Here is a 22,797-nt window from a genome sequence, read left to right as displayed (position 1 = left end):
TCTAGCCAGCGAGATAAATAACACTTAGACTGCGAGGATAAAAATAAAAACGACAGGTATTGCGCCAGCGCCCTAGGAGCGCGGCGTCCGACATCATTTTATGTTTTTTCACTACACGCTTATTAATCAAACGGTCCGTGTATTGGTCATTTATTATAAACATAGGTGATAAAGTACTTTTCATTTTAGTTACAAGGGTTCTCAATTTAATGTCACAACAAAAAGTAGGTTTAGTGGGCTGGCGCGGTATGGTTGGCTCAGTATTGATGCAGCGCATGCAAGAAGAGCAAGATTTCGCGCACATTGAGCCCACCTTTTTCACTACCTCTCAAAAAGGCAGTGCAGCGCCAGATTTTGCTGGAAAAGATGCAGGTGTATTAGAAGATGCGCACGATATTGAAGCGTTATCGAAGCAAGATATCATTATCACCTGTCAGGGCGGCGACTACACCAAAGCGGTATACGACGATTTACGAGCCTCTGGCTGGAATGGCTACTGGATTGACGCAGCGTCAGCCCTTCGTATGAAAGACGACGCTGTTATCATTCTAGACCCTGTTAATCGCAAAGAAATTGATAGTGGCATCGCAAAAGGTATTCGCACCTACGTAGGTGGAAACTGTACCGTTTCCCTCATGCTGCTTGCGCTAGGCGGTCTGTTTGAAAAAGACCTTGTTGAATGGGCTTCGCCAATGACGTATCAAGCCGCTTCGGGCTCTGGTGCAAAGCACATGCGCGAACTTATTAGCCAGATGGGCGCCATTCACAGCAATGTGAAAGAGAAGGTTGAAGACCCTGCTACTGCAATTTTGGAAATTGACCAGCAAGTGTCTGAATTTATCAGAAGTTCAGACTACCCTAGCGAACAGTTCGGTGTGCCACTTGCAGGTAGCTTAATTCCTTATATCGATTCGCAACTACCTTCAGGTCAGAGCCGTGAAGAATGGAAAGCCCAAGCTGAAGCCAATAAAATCTTAGGAATTCAAGGCGGCGAAGTACCTATCGACGGTATTTGCGTGCGTGTTGGCGCTATGCGCTGCCACAGTCAAGCCATTACGCTTAAGCTTAAGAAAGACTTGCCTGTAAGCGAAATTGAAGAGATTCTTGCAGCTCACAATGAATGGGTAAAAGTGGTTCCAAACGATCGCGACGCGACCATGCAAGAGCTCACCCCAGCGAAAGTTACCGGCACGCTGTCTATTCCAGTTGGCCGTATTCGCAAATTGACTATGGGCCCAGAGTATATTTCGGCATTTACCGTAGGGGATCAGCTATTGTGGGGTGCCGCAGAGCCGCTTCGCCGAATGCTGCGCATTGTGCTTGAGCAAAACTAACTGCTAGCTTTTAGCTAACTAAATAGAAATTAAAACGCCTTCTGTATTACTGCCAGCAAGGCGTTTTTTGTTTAAGGCACAATGGAATACCGTGCTGTTTAGCGCTGAGCTATTCCAAGTGCACTTTTATCTACTAGGCTGTCTCAGACCATACGGCAAGCTCATTCCCACCCGGCTCGACAAAGTGGAATCGACAACCGCCAGGAAAATCAAATAAGGGCTTGGTAATTGTACCGCCCGCGCTTTCTATATTAAGCTGAGTTTCAGAAATGTCAGCGGCATAAAGTACTAACAAGGGCGCCCCGCTTTCCGCTCGAGTCACTCGCTCAGCAGCAAATATCCCACCATCCAAACCCGCATTGCTAAACGCGCTGTATTCATTACCGTAGTCAGTAAAGCACCAGCCAAACGCAGATTCAAAAAACGTTTTAGAACGGCGAATGTCTAGAGATGCAAATTCGACATAGTTGAGTGTTGCATTGTTTTGCATGGATGTGAGGCCTGATTATAGGTGATATTAACTTTATAATAGCACCTATTGATATCTAATCGATTATATAGGTATTGATACAATCACGATGTTGAAGTGTTAAGGAAACAGCAAGTTTTAGGCTAAAAACTGATGTCCCACTGCAGAGAGTAGATGGTTTCGTCCCCTACTTCAGTATCAAACTGATCCAGTGAAACTCTGCTTACCTCTGCGGTTATTTTGTTTTCATGACCGTTAAAAAAATAGTTAATTGCTACCGACTTTTCAAAAAAGTGGTCGTTTTTTTCATTGTCACGTGGCGAATAAGTCCCGAAGCGTGTTGACATTTCAAGGGGCTCTGGCCACCAGCTGATTGATTCATTTAAAAAATATCCCGCCTGCACATAATAGCCGCGCAGCGTGGTTTTTGTATTGTTGTTCGCTAAATCCACAATATCTTTCTCATGATATTCCGCTTGAGCATTAAATCCTTTATAAAAATAGGCACCATCAATCACAAACTGCTGAATGTCGTACTGACCTTCTATCTCGCCCGCACTAAAGTTGGCTAAATTACCAGCACCAGAGGAAGAAAAACGTGTAAACTGGCTTTTGAACTTCGCCCCTGCTATTGCTAGGGCAGCTTTAGGATTAGCCGTTCGTTTAATGTCACTGTTTTTAAACCCAACAGATTCACCTAACATGTTCCACTGTAATCGACCTGTATACATATTCTCGCCATCGTGATTACTATAATCACCACGACCTGAGCCATTAAATACCCCTACCCAGTAATTAAAGTTGGCCGCGCCTGGGCCTTTAAGATTACCGTAAAGCGATGCCCCCATTTGCCTATCTAGAGTAAATATTCTATTAGTAATTGAGCGATCCAACATTTGTTGGCCGCCACTGCTAACACTGCGCTCTCTGGAATACTCAACTTTCCACTGACCAAATTTAAACCGAAGCGAGTCATACTTTTCGAAGGATAGTGTAGCGGTCAGCGTGCGCTGATCGGCAGCATCGTATTCCACACCGTATTGAATCCAAGGCAAACCAATGTGACCGTCTAACTTGACTCGCGCCCTGTTAACGCCAAATTGATTACCTGCGTTATGCTCAAAGTCAGCACGCTCTGTAGGTTGGCTTATACCGGGATTGGCATAGCGAAACTGAAGTCGGCCGCGCACGCGTAGTGAGAAGGTGTTGTTGTTGCTTTGAAATGAAAGGCCGTTGCCATGGTAACTTGAAAAAGTTGCGCTAGATTCACGCTTAATATCAACCTCAGACGCTACAACCGCCGTATGGAAAAGCGACGCCCATAGAACACTAATCAGAAGACAAGAGGAAAAACGATTTTGAAAAAGCAAGGCATGTCAATATAACAGAAGTTTGCGCGCAGGATATCTACTTTAGTATAAGAATCAAGAGCTCTGACATAAAAATGACATAAAACTGTAATATTTAACGTTGAACTACGTCGTTAGACTGGCATATCACGTTAATAGTAGAGCATTTGGGGGTAAGTAAGGACTTCCCTTTTGGGCAACTTCATGTTGTTTGATCAGGCTAACAATATGCTTATTCACTGGCGTAGCTATCTGATTTTTTTCACCGAGCCTGACTATCTCACCATTTAAATAATCTATCTCAGTTCGCCTCCCAAGCAACAGATCTTCATACATTGATGAGCGTGCTTCAGGGTCTATTTTGAGCGTTGATGCGGCAACCACGTTAAATAAAGAATTAGGCAATTTCATAATTGTTGGCATAAGTTTGGGAATGACCTTCCCCGTTCTTGCAGGTGTAATTCCTTCCGCTTTTAATACTGCTAACGCCTCAGACAGCACTTTTGCCATTACTAGCCTGTATTCACGGTTCCCTAGCTGCGACTTTAGCGGTATGCCCGATAAGGCATTTACCGCATTGTTTAGATTCATAATAAGTTTGCCATACTGGACGGCAGCCATGTCGTTATAAGCTGTTACTGGAAGCGATGCGTTTTCAAGCACCTCTATCAGGTCTTTGCATTTATTGTTCGGATCTTCTATGGCTATATTGCCTTCAGTACCACAGTGAAAGTGTCCGTGGCCCTTATAAAAGACATTAAAAGGCACCATGCCTGCAACAACTGCTTGATTAAGCTTCTGGCGAAGCATATATGCGTTACTCACACCATTTTGAAGACTAATGACAACGGCAGAGGGTTTGGCCCACAACTTAATAATATCTGCCGCCTGCTCGGTGTCTTGGCTCTTTACGCATAGTAGGATGACATCTGCACTGGCTAAGCTATCGTTATTCAATGAAAAATTGACGTGTTCAACATCGGTAATTTGATGGCGGCTTTGCCAGTCGGTCACTTTCAGTCCATTTGCTAAAATGTCGTCACATAATCGCTGTCGACCGATAAGCGTAAGTGTATTAGTCCCATTAAGCGTAAACCCGGACGCCAACAAACAACCTGCAACATAACAACCAATACTACCCGCACCTAACACCACGACTTTCATTGATGTAATTCCCATCTTCTAAACTTTTTGTTATCCGGTTAGACTGCTTTGTAATGATCAAAATGTAAACACCAAAATCACATCTATATAACAAAAAAATGTTTTTGTATCAGTTATTTCCTATTAGTGTGATTCAATCTTTCAATTTTCTTGTGTCGCATGATCTCCCTAGAATTAGACCAAGTAGTCAATTTATATATATGTTCAATTAGAGGGTCTCTAATGTTCGCTCAACAATCTGCGCCAACTAATACTTGCAACGCTGAAAATTCTGCCCATAACAAAGTTAAAGTTGCGTTAGTCGCAGAGGGTGGCGGTCAGCGCGGTATTTTTACAGCCGGTGTACTTGATACATGGTTAGATGCTGGGCATGACCCCTTCGATATCCTTATTGGCACATCGGCAGGCTCGCAAAACTTAACAAGCTTTGTGGCACGTCAAAAAGGCTATGCAAAACGTCTTATTCGAGGCTTGACCCGGCACAAACGATTTTTCCAAATGGGAAGAGGGTTAATGGGCAAGCATATTGTCGATTTAGACTGGTACTTTGATAAAACCCAAGAAGCGAACCGTTTACTAGATTTAGATACGGCTAAAAGCAATGTGGCAGATAGAGAACTACTGTTTACGGCTACGAACTCTAGAGACAGGAAAGCTTATTTCTTGAATCCAATGAAAAGCCAAAACAACTGGGTTGAGTTGATTAAAGCATCGAGCGCACTCCCCTTACTGTACAAACAAGGGGTGCCGCTTCACACTGAAATCGAGACCAAACAGGCCGCAAATACCGATTTTTATTTAGATGGTGGATTAGCTGCGCCATTACCCGTAACCGAAGCTTATAACCGTGGCGCTACAAAAATAGTAGTGATAAGAACCGTAGATAAAGGTTTTCAGGCACAGTCACCTTGGCTACAAAAACTAAGCGCAGTGATGTGCGCAACAGGCACCTGCCCAAAAACCATCGACTATTTACTGCAACACGAACATGCGTATCAAAAAGAATTAGCGTTTATTGAAAATCCACCTGATGGTGTTGAAATTATTCAAGTATTTGCGTCAGATAAACTACAAAGTAAGCTATTAGGTAGCACCGACGCGCAGCTACGTCATGACTACAAACTGGGAATAATGGCGGGGTCTTCATTTTTGACAAAGATTGAAATACCTTCAATCGCGTATGACAGAAACATGCGCTTTACATCGCCACCGGTTCAACGTCCAGCGCAACCCAAGCCTGCTAGACCAGTTGCTGCATCACAGTGTCTAAGTGCCTAAAAAACGGGTACAAAGGTTTTCAACACGATTAAAGCATTAAAATAATAAAAAGCCAGCTATTTTCTGAGTATAGCTGGCTTTTCGCTGCGAAATTACGAGTTACTAGTCAAACATGTAAGATACTGTTGCGCCGAAAGTTCTTGGCTGACTTGGGTAAGCATTGAAGCTGCCAGCCTGTATGGGAGGTGGAAATGCTGACAAATAGTATTCATCATTGTTTAAATTCCTCACCCATAGTTGAACACTAATTCCGTTAGTAAAGGTTAATCCTGCACTGGCATTTAGCATGTTAACTTCACGAGTGAGTTCAGGTGGAACATTCTCTACAAGTTGTGTTTCACTCTCATGTAGATAATCACTTCGAATAAAACCAGTAGTGCCATTTTCGAATTCTAAGTGATAAGTCAGGCCTGCAACGAAGCTTCGTTCATGTATGCCTGCGGGCTGCGTACCTGAAAGATCGATTGGTCCATTCACGCCATTTGCACCAACAAAAGAGTCGTAAACTGGGTCTAAAATTGTCCCAGCAAAGCTAAATACTAAATTCTCTGTTACATCTAGCGTTGAATCAAATTCAAGACCCTGCGTTGACTGTTTCCCGGCGTTCGCCAACACGTACCCCGTGCCTACAAATGTACTCGATTGAAAGCCTTCGATTGTTTGGTCGAACAGCGTGACGTTAAATGCTCCCCGTTTGAACCTTGCTTTTACCCCCAATTCATAAACCGTTGACTCTTCCGGCCCAGCATAGCGGGTTCCATACGTCTGATTAACACGCGCCAAATTGCCAGATTCCAGTGCCGATTGGTCAGAACCAAACGGTCGTGTGTCGCGGGAAAGGTTCCAAGACGAGGCTTTGAAGCCTGTAGCAGCAGTAGCGAATACGTTAAAGTTTTGATTAATCTCGTATGCGATACGCGCACTCCACGTCACTTTATCATCGTTAGTATTACCGTCTTCTACAGTATTAGGAAAAACGAGTTGCGGAGGCAAAAACTGAACGCCTTGGAGCGTGGGAATAAAACCAGCTAAAGCCGGTACCGCTGTTGATAACGGCACACCGAAAACTGTGGGATCATTTATGATATCGATAGAGGATAACACTTCGTTATTGTTTTGTTCTACCGATACGTCTTTCTCGTCTTCTGTGTAACTGACGCCCACTGTTGTAGTGAGTCTATCCGAAATATGGTAATCAAGATTAAAGAACACAGACAATGCATCATTTTTTTGTAGAAACTCGCTATTCACGAACTGATTTTCATTAAAAAAAGTACCCGGCGCTTGACCATACAAAGGTTCAAATGCGCCAAGAAATCCATCAGGGAAAACCGCATCAAATGGCAACGGAGTAGGTAACGAAGCGAGTGCTTGTGCTACCCCCGAATTCAACAGTACGTCAAAATAAGGCCGAATGTTTTGTCCGTAGAATAAGGTATCACCTGTATCTACCTCTTCTGAGAAGTAGAACATCCCGAACATCCAGTCCAATGTATTTTCGCCAAGGGAAGTAAGACGAAGTTCCTGAGTGAAGGTATCTATCTCTGTGTGCCCTTCCTCTGACAAAATATCAAGCGATGTATAATCTACATCCGCGAAATAGTCAGATTTATTGTTTCTGTAAGCGGTGATAGAGGTTAACGCGAATGTATCAAAATCAACGTCGATTTGGAGAGAAATTCCGCCATCCTCTACCGTGTTACTGGGATTAAAATTCAGCGCAGATTTGAAAGCAAAGGGATCATCAGTCTCTAACACGGTACCGCCCAATGCACGTACGACAGCCGTTGTAGGTCCATTAATAACGTCCGCCACAGTGCAACAGCGTTCATCTATCTCACTATAGTCAGCAATAAATCTAAACTTAACGTCGGTGCTAGGTTCGTATAAAGCCTGCCCTCTTATATTCCACCTATCACGATTATTTAGCGTATCTACGCCATCAACAACGCTTTCAGTATAACCATCACGTTTGTTCACTCCACCAGACAAACTAAATGCAAACTCATCGGTTATACCATTTGTATAGTACCCTTTTAGTAATCGCTGATCATAATTGCCCACTCCTAGCGTCAATTTACCCTCTTCGGTGAAAGAGGGTCCTTGCGTTCGCACACTTATTACCCCAGCCGATGCGTTTTTCCCAAAGAGTGTACTTTGCGGGCCACTTAATACTTCAACCTGCTGGACGCGCGGTAAGTCGCCAATTTGTGCGGCGGCCCTTGAACGGTATACACCATCAATAAAAACTCCAACAGAAGGTTCAATTCCCGTATTGTTCGCACCATTACCAAAACCGCGAATCGAGAAATTGGTATTTGCTGAACGTTGTAAAGGGTTCACTCTTAATGTTGGCACTAACGCCTGTAAATCCTGAATATCTAGTACTTGAGTTTGCTCGATAGCTTCTCCGCTAGTAACAGATACAGCGATAGGCGTTTCCTGAAGCCCCGTACTTCGCTTAGAAGCGGTGATTAGTATCTGTTCATACAACTCGTCTTCAGCTTGCTCGTTAGTTTCCTGTGACATAGCGGCGTGGCAATGCAAGCCTAGGCACAACGCAATTAATGTAGTAGTGCGGTTTAGGTTAAAGCGGGCGGGTAAGCGTTTACTCATCTTTCACAATTCTCTTGCTAATTTTTATTTTAAGGAGCCTCTGCTTACACGACACATTCCACATGGCTCAACATTTAGTTGTAATTACAATAACTACGCATCAATCGAAATGTAAACAGAATGTATACAATATGATAATAGAAGTGATGACGGGTGAAACGATTACAATTTAGTCGAAAGCAAGAAAATAGTGGGATGTAGAGGAACCAGGTAGGAACTAAAAGGTGATATTTAATATTTTAATATATTGAAATCATTGAAATCGATTAGGTAACGTCGATTTCGTTAAAGAAAGTGAATATTGCTAAATGTTTACCTTCGTTTTTCGGCTCACTAACATCAATAATAAAAATACAACCAGTTGATTATATTTGACTTTTTATCAACCAACTTGACAGAGGGTATTAAAAAAATTATAAAACGCGTTTTTAGTATAAAGCGAAGTCAAAAATGTCAGAATTATCAACACCTGTAAAACAAACTGAAGCGCACAAACTTATTGAAGGTTTATTGAAATCTAGTGATCCAGCGGCCGAACTAGACAAGATTTCTGAAGAGTACAACATCGCGAACTGGGGGCAAACAAATGCTGTTTCAGCCGACCTTTATAATGCAGTGCGCGACTTGCTTGGCAAGGGTGTAGTGACAGGTAACGACCTTGTGGCCGGCAAAGACACCATGGACCCAATTGTACATAAAGTACAGGAAGAAACAGAAAAGCTTATCGCTACCCCAAGCGAAGCAGACGCTGACCGTGTTCAAACCTTTGTACTTGGCTTCCTACGCACCTTCGTAAGCCAATTGCTTCACCCTGGTACAAAGAAAGCGATTTACGCGAAAAAACTTCCAGACCTAATTAAAGTATATCAGCAGGTTGCGAAATAATAAGCAGCAGCGCGGAATCAGAGACGAAAAGCCATCTGCTCAAGCATACCCGCGTCGCAATAAATGCGCTTAAAAAGAAACCCGCTACACAGCGGGTTTCTTTTTGCTTTAGCGAGAAGAATACACGCATCATTCAGCGCTGATCGGTAGACACAAAAAAACCGGCGTAAAGCCGGTTCTTTGTATTTGGCGGAGAGAGAGGGATTCGAACCCTCGTTAGGTTTAACCCTAAACACACTTTCCAGGCGTGCGCCTTCAGCCACTCAGCCACCTCTCCAAATTTTTTTTCAAGAAGATTTCGACTACGAAAATCCTTGAGCGCGCGTATAGTAGGTAAAGCCGCGCGCTTAATCAAGAACTTGCTGGAAATTATTCAACAAGTGCTTATAAAACGTGCGTTTACAGCCCACCTTTCGCTTTTAACTCAGCTGAAAAGTTAAGCATTCGATCTAGCGGAATAAGTGCCCCTTTGCGTAACTCATCATCAACAAAGATTTCATGACCGTCACCCTCACCTGTTAAAGACGCCTTAATCGCCTCTAAGCCGTTCATCGCCATCCACGGGCAGTGAGCACAGCTTTTGCACGTAGCGCCGTTACCGCCCGTTGGAGCCTCTATAAACGTCTTCTCTGGCGTAAGTTGTTGCATCTTGTAGAAGATCCCTTTATCGGTAGCGACGATAAAGGTGTCGTTATTCATGGTTTGCGATGCTTTAATAAGCTGGCTGGTTGAGCCAACCGCATCGGCCATGTCTACTACGCTCGCCGGAGATTCAGGATGAACTAGAACCGCAGCATTTGGATACAAGGCCTTCATGTCTGCAAGTTTCTGTGCAGAGAATTCATCGTGAACGATACACTCGCCCTGCCACATTAGCATGTCGGCGCCGGTTTGCTTTGCGATGTAAGAACCTAGGTGCCTGTCTGGACCCCAAATGATCTTCTTGCCCTGGCTGTCTAAGTGCTCAACAATTTCCAACGCTATGCTTGACGTTACTACCCAATCAGCGCGAGCTTTCACCGCTGCTGATGTATTCGCGTAAACCACAACAGTGTGATCAGGATGCTGGTCACAGAATTCGCTGAACTCTTTCACTGGGCAACCAATATCAAGGGAACAGGTCGCTTCAAGTGTAGGCATTAGCACGGTCTTTTCCGGGCTAAGAATCTTTGCTGTTTCGCCCATAAAGCGAACGCCAGCAACAATTAACGTTTGCTCTTCTACATCTCTACCAAAGCGCGCCATTTCCAACGAGTCAGCCACACAGCCGCCAGTCTCTTCAGCGAGAGCCTGAATTTCATGGTCTGTGTAATAGTGTGCGACAAGCACCGCGTTACGGGCCTTAAGCAAGGCTTTGATCTCTGCCTTTAACTCAGCTTTACGTGCTTCTGATAATGGCTGTGGTTTTGCTGGGAACGGGTACTCTACCTGATCCACTCGAAATGCTACTGACATTAACCTACATCTCTGTTGCGACAAGGGTGCGGATTATACCCAACTGTCATAAAAATTACATACTACCTATTCAACATAAGCGTAATTAAATAGTCGTAGATGTGCTTATCTGTTCTACTACATGGGGTTGAGCAAACCAGATCAAAGTGCAAATGAGATAAGTAACGTCTTGAAACACAAACAGTGTTTAGATTTTGAGTTGGGTTCGGGTATTTATGTCGTTGATGCTGGGAATTTATACTTACAACGATTTTAGGAAGAAGCCTAAATTCAATGCTGAATACGTACGATATAAGACTTGATGGTGGGTCGTGCTGGATTCGAACCAGCGACCAATTGATTAAAAGTCAACTGCTCTACCAACTGAGCTAACGACCCATCAAGTAACACATAAATAATTTCAGCAATTCAAATGATGGTGGGTCGTGCTGGATTCGAACCAGCGACCAATTGATTAAAAGTCAACTGCTCTACCAACTGAGCTAACGACCCATCATTTGTTGCTAGGAGAGAAAGTGGTGGGTCGTGCTGGATTCGAACCAGCGACCAATTGATTAAAAGTCAACTGCTCTACCAACTGAGCTAACGACCCTTTCTTTCCTGTTGTTGCCTATGTCTTGGCAACGGCGGCATATAATACTCAGATTTTTATTCGACGCAACCCATAACGTCCTTTTATTTTCATTTTTCTGTCAAATTACGACTAAACGGTCAAAATGAAAACAAATCGCTGGGTATTTATACCAGCCTTCGGTGAGTTTTCTCGATTTGTTACGGATAGAAGCAAGATTTGGTGCAGAAGATTTTAGCCGTCTAAATAGAATATTCCTAAAAAATAAAAAGATAAAACAATAAAAAAGCCTCTTTAAAAGAGGCTTTGTTCATTACAAGTTATTTAATCTAGATTCTGCTAAACGTTTTGCAGAAGAATCTGGGTATTCGTTTATAACTTGTTGAAACAGCTGTCGTGCTGTTGCACTGTCCCCTGTCCGCTCTGCAATGACACCGAGTTTTAGTAAGGCATCAGGTCGCTTAGTCGAATCGGTAAAGCGATTAGCAACGATATTGAATTGTTCGCTTGCTTCACTCCACTGCTGTTTATTAAACAACAGCTGCCCCAGCCAATAGTGCGCATTCGGCGCATAGCCACTGTTGGGGAAGCGTGAAATGAACGATTGAAATGCAGGAATGGCTTTATCGTACTCACGAGACTTAAGGATCAGATTTACCGCATTTTCGTAGGCTTCATCTTCACCCGCTTGAGCTGCTTGCGTTGGTGTAGAAGACGCTGGAGAGCTCACAGAGCCGGAATCAACGCCAGCACTAGGCATCGCACTACCCTGTAACGCTCCGCTTTGCTTAAGTGCTTCTACGCGCTTATCGATTTCAAGATAAAGCTCACGCTGACGCTCTAGTACTTTTTGAAGTTCATTGGTATTCACCTCAACCGCACCGCGTAGCTGATCCACTTCCATTTGCATGTTGTCTAACTGGGTTTGCAGCCTATGCTGCATCTCAGTTCGACTTTTAACAATGCGCTCTAGTACAACGATACGCTGCTCTAATTCGCTGCCGCCGTTTGCGTCTACCACCGGCGCTTGCGCGAATGCGGTAGAAACAGCAAGGGCGGCACATAACGTGACGCCCATTTTTAATGTCTTATTCGTAAGAAAAGTCATTAGCGGTAAACAACCACTCCGCGACGGTTTTGAGCAAATGCATACTCAGTAGAACCCATCACTGCTGGTTTTTCTTCGCCGTATGAAACAACGTTTACTTGGCTGCTGCTAACGCCTGCATTAAGTAGATAAGTTTCTACCGACTGCGCACGACGCTCACCTAGCGCAATGTTGTACTCTGGCGTACCACGGCTGTCAGTGTGACCTTCTATGGTCACTTTAGTACTTGGGTTTTTCACCAAAAACGCCGCGTGCTTGTCTAGTATACGTTGAAACTCTGGCTTAATGCTTGAGCGGTCAAAGTCAAAATAAACGGTTTGTTCGTTTTTCAGCGCTTCCATTTCTTGCTGAACCATTTCTTCTTGACGCTTCATACGCTGAGCAGCTTCTGCTTTAACACGCTGAGCTTCTGCTTCACGAGCTTCGGCTTCCGCAGCGGCTTGCTCTTGGGCTAGACGGTTACGCTCTGCTGCCAACTCTTCTTCGCTAGGGCCTGAAGAACATGCCATCATTGTCACTACTGGCAATGCGATAATGAAGCTCTTCATCACTTTATTCATTTGCATCCTACTAATCCTTAAATTTTATTGTTTAGTCGTTAAATTGTTAGAACAAAAATGGTGACCAACTTGGCGATTTAACTTGCCCATTGGCTGCTGGTAACCTAGCTTTAAAACGCCCATCAAGAGAAACCAACGACAACACTTGGGTGCCCTCATGAAGGGTGCTGTATATAATCATGCTTCCGTTCGGCGCTATACTTGGAGATTCATCTAAGTACGTCCGTGTCAGTACTTGCGGTGAACCACCATCCAAAGACTGCTTGGCAATGTGATAGTTCCCATTAGTTTGGTTAACCATCACCATTTGCTTGCCGTCTGGGGAAATTGTAGCGCCAAGGTTTTGTTCACCCACATAGGTGACTCGCCTTACTTTCCCAGAATTTAAATTTACGCTATATATCTGGGGTTTACCACCCCGTTCCGAGCTAAATATCAAACCACTGCCGTCGGGTAGCCATGCAGGCTCCGTATCAATCGCTCTATTGCGTGTAACTCGACGAAGATTTTTTGTCGCTAAGTCCATCACATAGAGTTCAGGGTTTCCATCTTTCGACAAAACCATAGCAAGTTGCTTGCCATCTGGTGAAAACACGGGGCTACTGTTTATTCCGGGAAAATCAGTAATTCGAGTGCGTTCACTGGTATAAATATCTTGGATGAAAATTTGCGGCCTGCGGTTCTCAAAGCTAACGTAAGCTAACTTCTCGCCATCTGGTGACCATACGGGCGACATGAGCGGCTCGGGAGAAGATAATAAGCGCGTCTCGTTTTCACCATCATAGTCTGCAATAACTAATTGATACGGTTTTTCAACCGTATCGCGGTCACGTACTATGACGTAAGCGATTTTTGTAAGAAACGCGCCGCGAACCCCGGTTAGTTTTTCATACACTATGTCGCTAATTCGATGCGCGTACTGTCGAAAATCTCGCCCGTTTATCACCGCCTGACGTGCAGCTAATACATGGTCGTTACTTGCCACTAAGCTACCGTTTTTGAGCACTTTCGCCTGACCGTTATCCACTTGCCCTTTCAAGATATCAATCAATTCGTAGCTTACCAGATAACGGTCGCCCTCTTGCGGCTCAATACTCCCAACCAATACCGTATCAACGCCAAGTGTTGCCCATGCTGTGTAGCTCACTTGCGCTACAGTCTCGGGGTACTGTGGCATTTTGTCGACAGATACCGGGTTAAACTTACCGCTTCGCATCAAGTCCGCCATCACAACTTTAGATATATCGCCAGGCATACTGCCCTGACCTTTCCATTTAAATGGCACAACCCCGATTGGACGCGCACTATCGACGCCTTCGGTTATCACAATTTCTAAGGATGCAAACACTTTGGCACTAAATACCATCGTAATAAGCGCTATCCATAAACCTAGTTTTTTCATACCACTATAATTCCACTTTTAAAGTAATGTCTTTTAACTGCTCATAAACGTCTGGCGCATCGGACACGGGTAGTTTTTCAGCCCGACGTACGGCACTTTCGGCGGCTCTACACAAAGCATCATTTCCACCTAGTACCTTGATACTAGTCACAAAACCTGTGGTCGCCAGTCGTATATTTAAGCGACAGGTTTTACCGTTATAGCTATCGTCTGAATACAAGTTGCGCTTAATGGTTTGCTGAATTAGTGCGGTGTAGCGCTCTACTTCAGTAAGTACCTGTTTACGCCTGCGTTCTTGTTGAGCAGCTTGCTCTTGTGCAAGTTGCTCTTGCATGATCCTTTCCATTTCAGCACGTTCAGCCGCTTCTTTTTTCTTACGCTCGGCCTCGGCTTTCGCTTTTGCTTCCCGTTCTTTTCGCTCTTTTTCTTTCTGCGCCGCTAAGCGTTCTAGATCTTTTTGACGTTTAGCTTCGGCTGCCTCGGCTTCACGCTTTTCCTTTGCGCGCTTTGCAGCAAGCTGCTGTTGGCGTTTTTTCTCGGCAGCCGCTTGCGCTTGTCTCTGTTTCTCTTGCTCTTCAGCTCTTGCTTGTGCTTCCGCTTGTGCCTGAGCTTTTTTCTGGTCGGCTATCGCTTGGGCATCAATAAAAGTCGCCTCAATTACAGGTGCATTCGACGGCATGCTCGGCAAAGGCTCAGGAGAGAAACTGACGCTAATAAGCAACAGAGCGGCGATAATGATATGCAAGCCAATCGATTTATATAAGCCCATTTGTTCTGGGCTTATATTGCTGGTCTTTTGCGTCTTCACATCGCCTTTTGCGCTATTGGATGCATTCGCGTTTGATGTGCTTTTCGACACTTCGGGTTTTGACATATCTATATTACTCAACCGGATCCGTCATCAACCCTACTGAAGGTACTCCAGCCTGCTGTAATAACACCATTAACTGTATGACCTCGTTATACGCTACCTGTCCGTCCCCCTTAACCACTACGGGTGTTTCGGGTGCTTTTACTAACTGCGCTTTTACAATAGCACCTAACTCTTCCTTACTAACCGGCGACTCCTGATCTTCACCTACATTAATGAAATAGCGACCTTTGACATCTACTGAAGCAATGATCGGCGGCGAATCTTCCTGTTCTATAGGATTAGCACTCGCTTTAGGCAAATCTACTTTCACACCCTGTGAAATAAGCGGCGCCGTAACCATAAAGATAATAAGCAGTACCAGCATCACGTCGATATAAGGCACTACGTTTATCTCAGATACCGGCCTGCGACGTTTTCTTACATACATAACAAGTCCTCCGTTTGGATTGTAAACGCTTAGGCTTGTTGTTGTGCTTGCGCAGCAACGGCTTGGCGGTGAAGGATTGCAGAAAACTCTTCCATGAAGTTGCCGTAGCTATTTTCTAGCTTTTCAACTTGGTGACTGAAACGGTTATATGCGATCACCGCTGGAATAGCCGCAAAGAGGCCGATAGCAGTTGCGATTAGCGCCTCTGCAATTCCAGGTGCCACCATAGCTAGCGTCGCTTGTTGTACCTCTCCTAGTGCGATGAAGGCATTCATAATCCCCCAAACAGTACCAAACAGACCGATATAAGGACTAATAGATCCTGCGGTGGCTAAAAAGGGTAAACGGCTTTCAAGCTCTTCAACCTGACGGGACATCGAAACGCGCATAGCACGGTATGTGCCGTCAACAATACCGTTGGTAGCTGTGTTAGATTTGCGCAGGCGGACAAACTCTTTAAAGCCTGAGCAAAAGATGCTGCCCATACCTGTTAGGTTGGTTCTCGCAGAAAGTTCTTGATACAAACGATTAAGATCAGCACCAGACCAGAATTTATCTTCAAATTGACGCATTTCGTTACGTGCTGCAGAAAGCGCCTTGCTTCTTTGAAATATAAAAGTCCACGACGCAACAGAAACGCTCAATAGCAAAAGCATAACAAGCTGGACAATAAAGCTGGCTTGAAGGAACAAGCCAATAAAAGTGAGATCAGATGACACGCGAAATTTCCCCTAACAATATACGTGGTAGTCTTTTTGGCTTCATAACTGCCAAATCGACGCAGGCAACCTTAATATTTCCTGTTACTAAGGTAACACCTTGTTCATTTTTAATAATTTGTTGAAACGTCATACTAGCGCCTTTCAATTCTACAACGCGAGTTTCAATACTCAACAGCTGATTGAACCGTGCAGGCGCATAATTATGCATTTCAACGTGTTTGACGACAAAAGCGATGGATTGTTCCATCAAGGTATCTTGTTCAAACCCCAGCTCGCGAAGCCATTCAGTTCGCGCCCGCTCCATAAACTTTAGGTAGTTCGCATAATACACAATACCGCCTGCGTCAGTATCTTCGTAGTACACTCTTACCTGATGTAAATGCATAAACATTCCTTTACCTAAAGAATTAATAATCCAAAACAGAGTTAAATTAGCTATTTATCGCGACAAAATGCAGTTAAAAAACCGCTTTAAAACCCCAGCAAAGCTAACATTTAATCAAATAAAAACCAATATTAAACACTTGGTTAACACATTAGTTTTTCTAATTTAAAAACACAATTTTACTCAATTGTAGTTTTTTCTGCTCTCCCTATAATGCACAGCATCAGTCGTACAGAGCGTGATGGTGCTTAGCACGATCATGCAAGAGATATTCTCCTGTTAGACATGAGTTCCCTGGATTTATTTCCTTCAACACTTGTTGTTTTAGCCCGCTCAATGAGCGGGCTTTTTTTTGCCTAAAATATATTAGCTAAGCACTTGAATTATCAATCTATATCGGCCATCCACTTTAAGCTTGCGCTTCACAATAATTCAGCACAAAACTCATGTGTAAGTCGGCACTGATACGACTACGCATTCCTTATTCAAGCATTGACTTGTAGTGATTAATACCAAAAAAAGCCCAGCAATCCTGCTAGGCTTAATGACAACATCGCTCTATTGCTATTAGAGTGGAAAATTACTCAGAGGGAGCGAAGCCAAAATGAAGATAGGCGCGCTGTGAAACAATACGGCCACGTGGCGTGCGCTGTAAAAAACCTTGCTGAATAAGAAACGGCTCAATTACGTCTTCTATGGTTTCTTTCTCTTCGCCAATGGCTGCCGCTAAATTGTCTAAGCCTACTGGACCACCATCAAACTTTTCGATAATAGCAGTAAGCAATTTGCGGTCCATGTAATCGAAACCTTCTTTGTCTACGTCAAGCATATCTAGCGCTTTAGCAGCCGTGTCGGCTCCAGCCGTACCGTCAGATTTAATTTCTGCATAGTCGCGGACACGGCGAAGTAGACGATTCGCAATACGAGGCGTTCCTCGAGAGCGCCGTGCCACTTCTTGTGCGCCTTCTTCGTTCATTTCTAAGTTAAGATAGCTCGCACTTCTGGCAACGATACTGGTGAGATCTTTCACGTTGTAAAACTCTAAGCGCTGCACAATGCCGAAACGGTCGCGTAATGGCGACGTCAACGAGCCTGCACGGGTTGTGGCGCCCACTAAGGTAAACGGAGGGAGATCTAATTTAATAGAACGCGCTGCGGGCCCCTCACCTATCATAATATCAAGCTGATAGTCTTCCATAGCAGGATAAAGAATTTCTTCTACTACTGGGCTTAAGCGATGTATTTCATCGATAAACAATACGTCGTTCCGTTCAAGGTTGGTAAGCAGTGCGGCCAAGTCTCCGGCTTTCTCAAGCACGGGCCCGGACGTGGTTTTAATGTTCACGCCCATCTCATTCGCCACAATGTTTGCAAGAGTAGTTTTTCCTAACCCTGGCGGACCGAAAATAAGTAGGTGGTCTAGCGCATCGTCGCGATTGCGCGCAGCTTGAATAAAAATTTCCATTTGCTCACAAACGTGAGGCTGCCCTGTATAGTCTGCTAGCATTTTAGGGCGAATGGCGCGATCGATGACCTCGTCTTCGGTACTGGCTTCAGGCGTAATCAGTCTGTCGGCTTCAATCATGATAGTTCTACTTTAAACGGTGATGCGAAGATAGCCTATCTCAATGTAGACATCTTCACTGTACGCCATTAAATGGCAGCTTTTAATGCTTCGCGAATGAGGGCTTCACTTTCCATACCCTCTTTATATACGCTGTCGACTAGCTTACTCGCTTGGGTTGGTTTGTAACCGAGTGCGATCAGTGCGCTTTGTGCCTCTTCGCGGGTGTCATTTAACGCTACTATACTGTTACCCGAAAGCAAATCGCTGCTATGTGGCGGCATAGTAATGCTTTGCGTTTTACCAAATTTCGCCAACCGGTCTTTCAGCTCTACCACTAAACGCTCTGCAGTTTTCTTGCCTATACCCGGTAAGCTTACCAGCGCAGATACATCTTCATTTTGTACGCTCGCCAAAAATTGCCCTGCTGACATACCTGATAAAATAGCTAAACCTAGCTTCGGACCCACACCGTTCGCTTTAATTAGCTCTCGGAATAACCCTCTTTCCATTTTATCAGCAAAACCAAACAGCAACTGGGCGTCTTCACGAACCACAAAATGTGTATATACCACTACTTCTTCACCTACCTCAGGTAATTGATAGAAACTAGTCATAGGCATGTGAATTTCGTAACCAACACCGGCTACATCCACAAGAATTTCCGGAGGCTGTTTCTCAGCCAACGTACCGCGAATTCGTCCAATCATGAATTATCTCTGTAAAACCGTGAGCTTTAGGCTGGTTTAGCGCAAACGACCACGAACGGTTTTTCGTGCTTGTCCTGCCATGTTTATCAGGCTCTGTTCGGTGTGTGCATGACACAAGGCAACGGCTAATGCGTCTGCAGCATCAGCCTGAGGTGTGCCGCTTAAACTAAGCAGATGTTTAACCATATGCTGAACTTGCGTTTTATCTGCGCCACCGCTCCCCACGACCGACTGCTTTATTTGCCTTGCACTGTATTCGGCAACAGGAAGCTGCGCTTGCGTGGCTGCTACTATAGCCGCACCTCTCGCTTGACCAAGCTTTAACGCCGAGTCAGGGTTTTTCGCCATAAATACTTGCTCAATAGCAAACTGTTCAGGTTTATATTGACGAATAATATCGCCAACGCCGGTAAAAATGTTAGCAAGACGAGAAGGCAAATCTGCCGTTCCAACGCGAATACATCCGCTTGCCACATACACCAGTTTACCTTGCTTACGCGCAATTAAACCGTAGCCTGTAATCCGAGAACCTGGATCTATACCCAGTATAACCATTAAGGCACACTCGGTACAAACAAAGATACCGCTTCTCTATTTGAGGGAGACCATAAACGCGTGAGCGCTTCATCTTTTGACACCCATTCGTACTGCAAGTGCTCTGTTAAAACAATGGGTAAATCGCTGTTTATTTGAAGGGAAAATACGTGCTCTGTATTGTGCACGGTCCCTGGGGGATAACGGTGTAGCCACCGACTACGAATAACATATTTGTTTTGCTTACCGTGGTCGTTAACCATAAATCCGTGTGCTTTGGCATCGATGCCAATTTCTTCACGCACCTCGCGATATGCTGTTTCTAAGGGCAGCTCGCCATCTTCCAATGCGCCTGTTACCGACTGCCAAAAGGTAGGGTCGTCTTGTCGCTGTAAAAGCAGCACTCGGTAGTGTTGGTCATACAACACTACCAGTGCAGATTCAGGCTTCTTATACGCCATAAATTACGATTGCTTTTTCACCGTTGCAATAGCTAGCTCTTCAAGCTGCTGAGGATTTGCAGGGCTAGGCGCCGATGTTAACGGACATGCCGCCGTGGTCGTTTTAGGGAACGCCATCACATCACGGATAGACGTCGCGCCAGTCATAAGCATTACCAGGCGGTCGAGACCAAACGCAAGGCCTGCATGCGGCGGCGCACCAAAACGCAGTGCATCAAGCAAGAAACCAAACTTGTTCTTCGCTTCTTCATCGTCAATGCCAAGAATGTTGAATACCGTAGATTGCATGTCTTCATTGTGAATACGTACAGAACCACCGCCTAATTCAACACCGTTCAATACCATATCGTAAGCGTCAGATAAGGCTTCAGCAGGGTTAGCTTTAAGCTCTTCTGGCGTTAAATCACGAGGCGCAGTGAACGGGTGGTGGATAGCGTGAAGCTGACCGTCAAACTCTTCGAACATTGGGAAGTCGACAACCCAAAGTGGTTTCCACTCGCCTTCAAGAAGCTCAAAGTCTTCACCAAGCTTAAGACGAAGTGCGCCCATGGCTTCGGTAACTACGGTGTAGCTGTCTGCACCAAACAATAGAATATCGCCACTTTGCGCGCCAGTACGTTCTAACATGGCGTTAGTGATGTCTTCCGTAAGGAATTTAAGAATTGGCGACTGCAAGCCTTCAAGTCCTGCATCCGCATCATTAACTTTGACCCACGCCAGGCCTTTCGCGCCGTAAATACCGACAAACTTAGTGTAATCATCAATTTGTTTACGCGAGAGCGACGCGCCACCTGGTACGCGAATAGCCGCAACGCGACCTTTAGGGTCGTTTGCCGGGCCGCTGAATACTTTGAAGTCAACGTCTGCAAGCAAGTCTGCAACGTCGGTTAACTCTAGCGGGTTACGCAAGTCAGGCTTGTCGCTACCAAAGCGCGTCATGGCTTCTTTATACGTCATGCGCGGGAAGCCACCAAGGTCAACGTTTAGCATTTTGTTGAACAGGTCGCGGATCATGCGCTCGGTAATAGACATTACGCCATCAGCGTCTAAGAACGTGGTCTCAATATCGATTTGGGTAAATTCTGGCTGGCGATCAGCTCGTAAATCTTCATCGCGGAAGCATTTAACGATTTGATAGTAACGGTCCATACCCGACATCATCAGGAGCTGTTTAAAAAGCTGTGGCGACTGCGGAAGTGCAAAGAATTCGCCCTTGTGTGTGCGGCTAGGCACTAGGTAGTCACGTGCACCTTCTGGCGTTGCCTTAGTAAGAATAGGCGTTTCAATATCAAGGAAACCTTCTTCTTCTAAAAAGCGACGTACAGCACCGGTTACTTTTGCACGGAATTGTAAGCGTTGGCTCATTACCGGGCGGCGAAGGTCTAGGTAACGGTAACGAAGGCGCTGCTCTTCTGAGTTTTCCTGGTTCCAGTCTAATGGAAGCACGTCAGATTTATTGATGACTTCAAGGCCTGTGCCTAAGATCTCAATCTCACCTGTGCGCATGTCTTTGTTAACTTGACCTTCAGGGCGCGCGCGTACTTTACCCGTTAGCTTTATACAGAATTCACCACGTAACGTGTTAGCTACCGATAGGACGTCTGGTAAATCTGGGTCGAACACCACTTGTACGATACCTTCGCGATCGCGTAAGTCGATGAAAATGACACCGCCTAAATCGCGACGCTTATTAACCCACCCGCAAAGGGTAACTTCTTGTCCAATGTATGATGAATCGATATTCCCACAGTAATCTGTGCGCATGGTCCTTGACCCCTGATGTTTTTTCTTGCTTCGCATGCAGTGAATTGGCGTTCAAAACCGCTTACTTTTGGGCTTAAGACTTTGCCAAAAATCGCGTAAACTTGCTGGCCAATTAGCTGGCCCGCCCACTACATGCATAATGTAATGATTTAAAGGTCGCATAGTATAAACAAATGCTTCATAAAGCCCAATGACAAATATGCACAATTCCGCTATATCCCGAGGAAATCTCTACATTGGGTTACCGATGTGGCAACACAGCCATTGGCCAAGCTCATGGTTTGCTAACTACCCCAAGTCTGATAATGGGTTGTCGCTGTATGCAAAGGAATGTAATACGGTTGAAGGTAATACCACGTTTTACTCACTTCCCAACGAAGATGCTGTGGCGAGATGGAGCGAGTCGGTGCCCGAAGGTTTTCGATTTACTTTTAAATTTCACCAGAACATTACTCATGTACATCAATTGCAGTATTGTGATGAAGAAGTTGCCCAACAGCTTTCTTTGCTAAGGCCGCTACGAGAAAAGCTCGGGTTAATGATGCTGCAACTTCCCGCTTCTTTCGGGCCAGAAAAACTGCCCGTTCTGGATACCTTTTTAGCGGCGTTACCCCAAGAGTTAAACGTAGCGGTTGAAGTGCGACACTTGGCGTTTTTCGCTAAAGGTGATAAAGAAAAAGTACTTAACCAACTTTTAATTCGACACGGTGCAAATAGAATTATTATGGACACCCGAGCGCTATTTACTGGGTCTTTAGATGCAGGGGGAACAGTTCGACGTGCGATGCTTGAAGAGGTCAGGCAGAAAAAGCCCCGAGTTCCCGTAAACGTTATTGCTACAGGTAATACTCCCATTGTGCGCTTTGTAGGGAACGATGTGGATGAAGATAATAGACGTTGTTTATTACCTTGGGTGAAGAAAGTGTGTCAGTGGCAAGAAGAAGGAAAAGACGTGTATTTCTTCTGTCACCGCCCCGACAACAAAGATGCACCTTGGCTTGCTCAACAGCTTATTGATATCTATAACGATTATTCATCACACTATAAGCTGAATAATCTTGCTTTAAGGTATCAGCCCGCGCAAAATGCGCTTTTTTGATTTATTAATATTTTCTAATCTAAACCTTTAGAGCGCTAGCTAGGGCGCTTTTTATTTCGGCTTGAT

21 protein-coding genes and 4 tRNA genes are annotated in these 22,797 nt (G+C 44.8%); 4 read left to right on the top strand and 21 right to left on the bottom strand.

The annotated features are described in order from the left end of the window. Nucleotides 1-209 precede the first annotated feature (209 nt). Nucleotides 210-1,334, top strand: a complete 1,125-nt coding sequence (gene asd / locus ACM0P2_RS06810) for an aspartate-semialdehyde dehydrogenase (RefSeq protein WP_159117987.1) — start codon at nt 210-212, stop codon at nt 1,332-1,334. Between the two features lie 133 nt (nt 1,335-1,467). Here the strand turns inward: asd and ACM0P2_RS06805 are convergent, their stop codons facing one another. The 3 genes from ACM0P2_RS06805 to ACM0P2_RS06795 form a co-directional block, all read right to left on the bottom strand. Continuing rightward, entirely contained in the window at nt 1,468-1,824 is a 357-nt protein-coding gene (locus tag ACM0P2_RS06805) for a VOC family protein (RefSeq protein ID WP_159117988.1), read from the bottom strand. 122 nt (nt 1,825-1,946) lie between these two features. Beyond that, entirely contained in the window at nt 1,947-3,173 is a 1,227-nt protein-coding gene (locus ACM0P2_RS06800; protein ID WP_159117989.1) for a porin, read from the bottom strand. Nucleotides 3,174-3,299: 126 nt separating this feature from the next. Continuing rightward, nucleotides 3,300-4,316 (bottom strand): 2-dehydropantoate 2-reductase, encoded by a 1,017-nt coding sequence (locus ACM0P2_RS06795; RefSeq protein WP_159118040.1) that lies wholly within the window; start codon nt 4,314-4,316, stop codon nt 3,300-3,302. A 222-nt stretch (nt 4,317-4,538) separates the two neighbouring features. Here ACM0P2_RS06795 and ACM0P2_RS06790 point away from each other — a divergent pair, with 222 nt between their 5' ends. After that, nucleotides 4,539-5,594 carry a patatin-like phospholipase family protein gene (locus tag ACM0P2_RS06790; RefSeq protein WP_419227486.1) on the top strand — a complete coding sequence of 352 codons (1,056 nt, stop codon included), beginning with the start codon at nt 4,539-4,541 and terminating at the stop codon, nt 5,592-5,594. Nucleotides 5,595-5,696: 102 nt separating this feature from the next. Here ACM0P2_RS06790 and ACM0P2_RS06785 read toward each other — a convergent pair whose 3' ends face one another. Then, nucleotides 5,697-8,210, bottom strand: a complete 2,514-nt coding sequence (locus ACM0P2_RS06785; RefSeq protein ID WP_159117990.1) for a TonB-dependent receptor — start codon at nt 8,208-8,210, stop codon at nt 5,697-5,699. Nucleotides 8,211-8,660: 450 nt separating this feature from the next. Here ACM0P2_RS06785 and ACM0P2_RS06780 point away from each other — a divergent pair, with 450 nt between their 5' ends. Then, entirely contained in the window at nt 8,661-9,095 is a 435-nt protein-coding gene (locus ACM0P2_RS06780; RefSeq protein ID WP_159117991.1) for a hypothetical protein, read from the top strand. A 187-nt stretch (nt 9,096-9,282) separates the two neighbouring features. Here the strand turns inward: ACM0P2_RS06780 and ACM0P2_RS06775 are convergent. The 17 genes from ACM0P2_RS06775 to aspS all read right to left on the bottom strand — a co-directional run bounded on the left by ACM0P2_RS06775 (nt 9,283) and on the right by aspS (nt 21,632). Next, nucleotides 9,283-9,372: transfer RNA gene (locus ACM0P2_RS06775), tRNA-Ser, on the bottom strand. Between the two features lie 122 nt (nt 9,373-9,494). Next, nucleotides 9,495-10,550 carry a quinolinate synthase NadA gene (gene nadA, locus ACM0P2_RS06770; protein WP_159118038.1) on the bottom strand — a complete coding sequence of 352 codons (1,056 nt, stop codon included), beginning with the start codon at nt 10,548-10,550 and terminating at the stop codon, nt 9,495-9,497. A gap of 302 nt (nt 10,551-10,852) precedes the next feature. Next, nucleotides 10,853-10,928: transfer RNA gene (locus ACM0P2_RS06765), tRNA-Lys, on the bottom strand. Between the two features lie 38 nt (nt 10,929-10,966). Continuing rightward, nucleotides 10,967-11,042, bottom strand: a tRNA-Lys gene (locus ACM0P2_RS06760). A 24-nt stretch (nt 11,043-11,066) separates the two neighbouring features. Continuing rightward, nucleotides 11,067-11,142 (bottom strand) — tRNA-Lys (locus ACM0P2_RS06755). A gap of 292 nt (nt 11,143-11,434) precedes the next feature. Next, a complete protein-coding gene (gene ybgF / locus ACM0P2_RS06750; protein ID WP_159118042.1) occupies nt 11,435-12,229 on the bottom strand; it encodes a tol-pal system protein YbgF in 795 nt (264 codons plus the stop codon). Then, nucleotides 12,229-12,795, bottom strand: coding sequence for a peptidoglycan-associated lipoprotein Pal (gene pal, locus ACM0P2_RS06745; RefSeq protein WP_024015998.1), 567 nt, complete (start codon nt 12,793-12,795; stop codon nt 12,229-12,231). Before pal ends, ybgF begins: the two co-directional genes overlap by 1 nt. A 40-nt stretch (nt 12,796-12,835) precedes the next feature. Then, the gene (tolB, locus tag ACM0P2_RS06740; RefSeq protein ID WP_159118043.1) at nt 12,836-14,191 is read right to left on the bottom strand and encodes a Tol-Pal system beta propeller repeat protein TolB; all 1,356 of its coding nucleotides are present in this window, start codon (nt 14,189-14,191) and stop codon (nt 12,836-12,838) included. Between the two features lie 4 nt (nt 14,192-14,195). Beyond that, entirely contained in the window at nt 14,196-15,065 is an 870-nt protein-coding gene (tolA, locus tag ACM0P2_RS06735; RefSeq protein WP_159118044.1) for a cell envelope integrity protein TolA, read from the bottom strand. 7 nt (nt 15,066-15,072) lie between these two features. Further along, nucleotides 15,073-15,492 (bottom strand): protein TolR, encoded by a 420-nt coding sequence (tolR, locus tag ACM0P2_RS06730; RefSeq protein ID WP_071814188.1) that lies wholly within the window; start codon nt 15,490-15,492, stop codon nt 15,073-15,075. A gap of 29 nt (nt 15,493-15,521) precedes the next feature. Continuing rightward, complete coding sequence (gene tolQ / locus ACM0P2_RS06725) at nt 15,522-16,211, bottom strand: protein TolQ (RefSeq protein WP_025254600.1); 690 nt, start codon at nt 16,209-16,211, stop codon at nt 15,522-15,524. Continuing rightward, complete coding sequence (gene ybgC / locus ACM0P2_RS06720) at nt 16,201-16,599, bottom strand: tol-pal system-associated acyl-CoA thioesterase (RefSeq protein WP_159118045.1); 399 nt, start codon at nt 16,597-16,599, stop codon at nt 16,201-16,203. The genes tolQ and ybgC overlap by 11 nt, the downstream gene beginning before the upstream one ends. Nucleotides 16,600-17,179: 580 nt before the next feature. Further along, nucleotides 17,180-18,184 (bottom strand): Holliday junction branch migration DNA helicase RuvB, encoded by a 1,005-nt coding sequence (gene ruvB, locus ACM0P2_RS06715; protein WP_419227485.1) that lies wholly within the window; start codon nt 18,182-18,184, stop codon nt 17,180-17,182. A 68-nt stretch (nt 18,185-18,252) separates the two neighbouring features. Then, nucleotides 18,253-18,873, bottom strand: coding sequence for a Holliday junction branch migration protein RuvA (ruvA, locus tag ACM0P2_RS06710; RefSeq protein WP_419227484.1), 621 nt, complete (start codon nt 18,871-18,873; stop codon nt 18,253-18,255). Nucleotides 18,874-18,909: 36 nt separating this feature from the next. Next, complete coding sequence (ruvC, locus tag ACM0P2_RS06705; RefSeq protein ID WP_419227483.1) at nt 18,910-19,428, bottom strand: crossover junction endodeoxyribonuclease RuvC; 519 nt, start codon at nt 19,426-19,428, stop codon at nt 18,910-18,912. Then, nucleotides 19,428-19,868: a dihydroneopterin triphosphate diphosphatase gene (gene nudB / locus ACM0P2_RS06700; RefSeq protein ID WP_159118047.1), complete on the bottom strand. Its 441-nt coding sequence runs from the start codon at nt 19,866-19,868 to the stop codon at nt 19,428-19,430. Before nudB ends, ruvC begins: the two co-directional genes overlap by 1 nt. Before the next feature lie 3 nt (nt 19,869-19,871). Further along, the gene (gene aspS, locus ACM0P2_RS06695; protein WP_159118048.1) at nt 19,872-21,632 is read right to left on the bottom strand and encodes an aspartate--tRNA ligase; all 1,761 of its coding nucleotides are present in this window, start codon (nt 21,630-21,632) and stop codon (nt 19,872-19,874) included. Between the two features lie 247 nt (nt 21,633-21,879). On the opposite strand from aspS, the gene ACM0P2_RS06690 reads away from it, so the two are divergent. Continuing rightward, entirely contained in the window at nt 21,880-22,731 is an 852-nt protein-coding gene (locus tag ACM0P2_RS06690; protein ID WP_159118049.1) for a DUF72 domain-containing protein, read from the top strand. Nucleotides 22,732-22,797: the final 66 nt, after the last annotated feature.

This window comes from Alteromonas sp. OM2203 (assembly GCF_048517045.1).
In the GTDB taxonomy this organism is placed as follows: Bacteria; Pseudomonadota; Gammaproteobacteria; order Enterobacterales; family Alteromonadaceae; genus Alteromonas; species Alteromonas gracilis.
The sequence above is the reverse complement of the archived record's forward strand: the minus strand, read 5'-3'. Positions and strand labels throughout refer to the sequence as shown.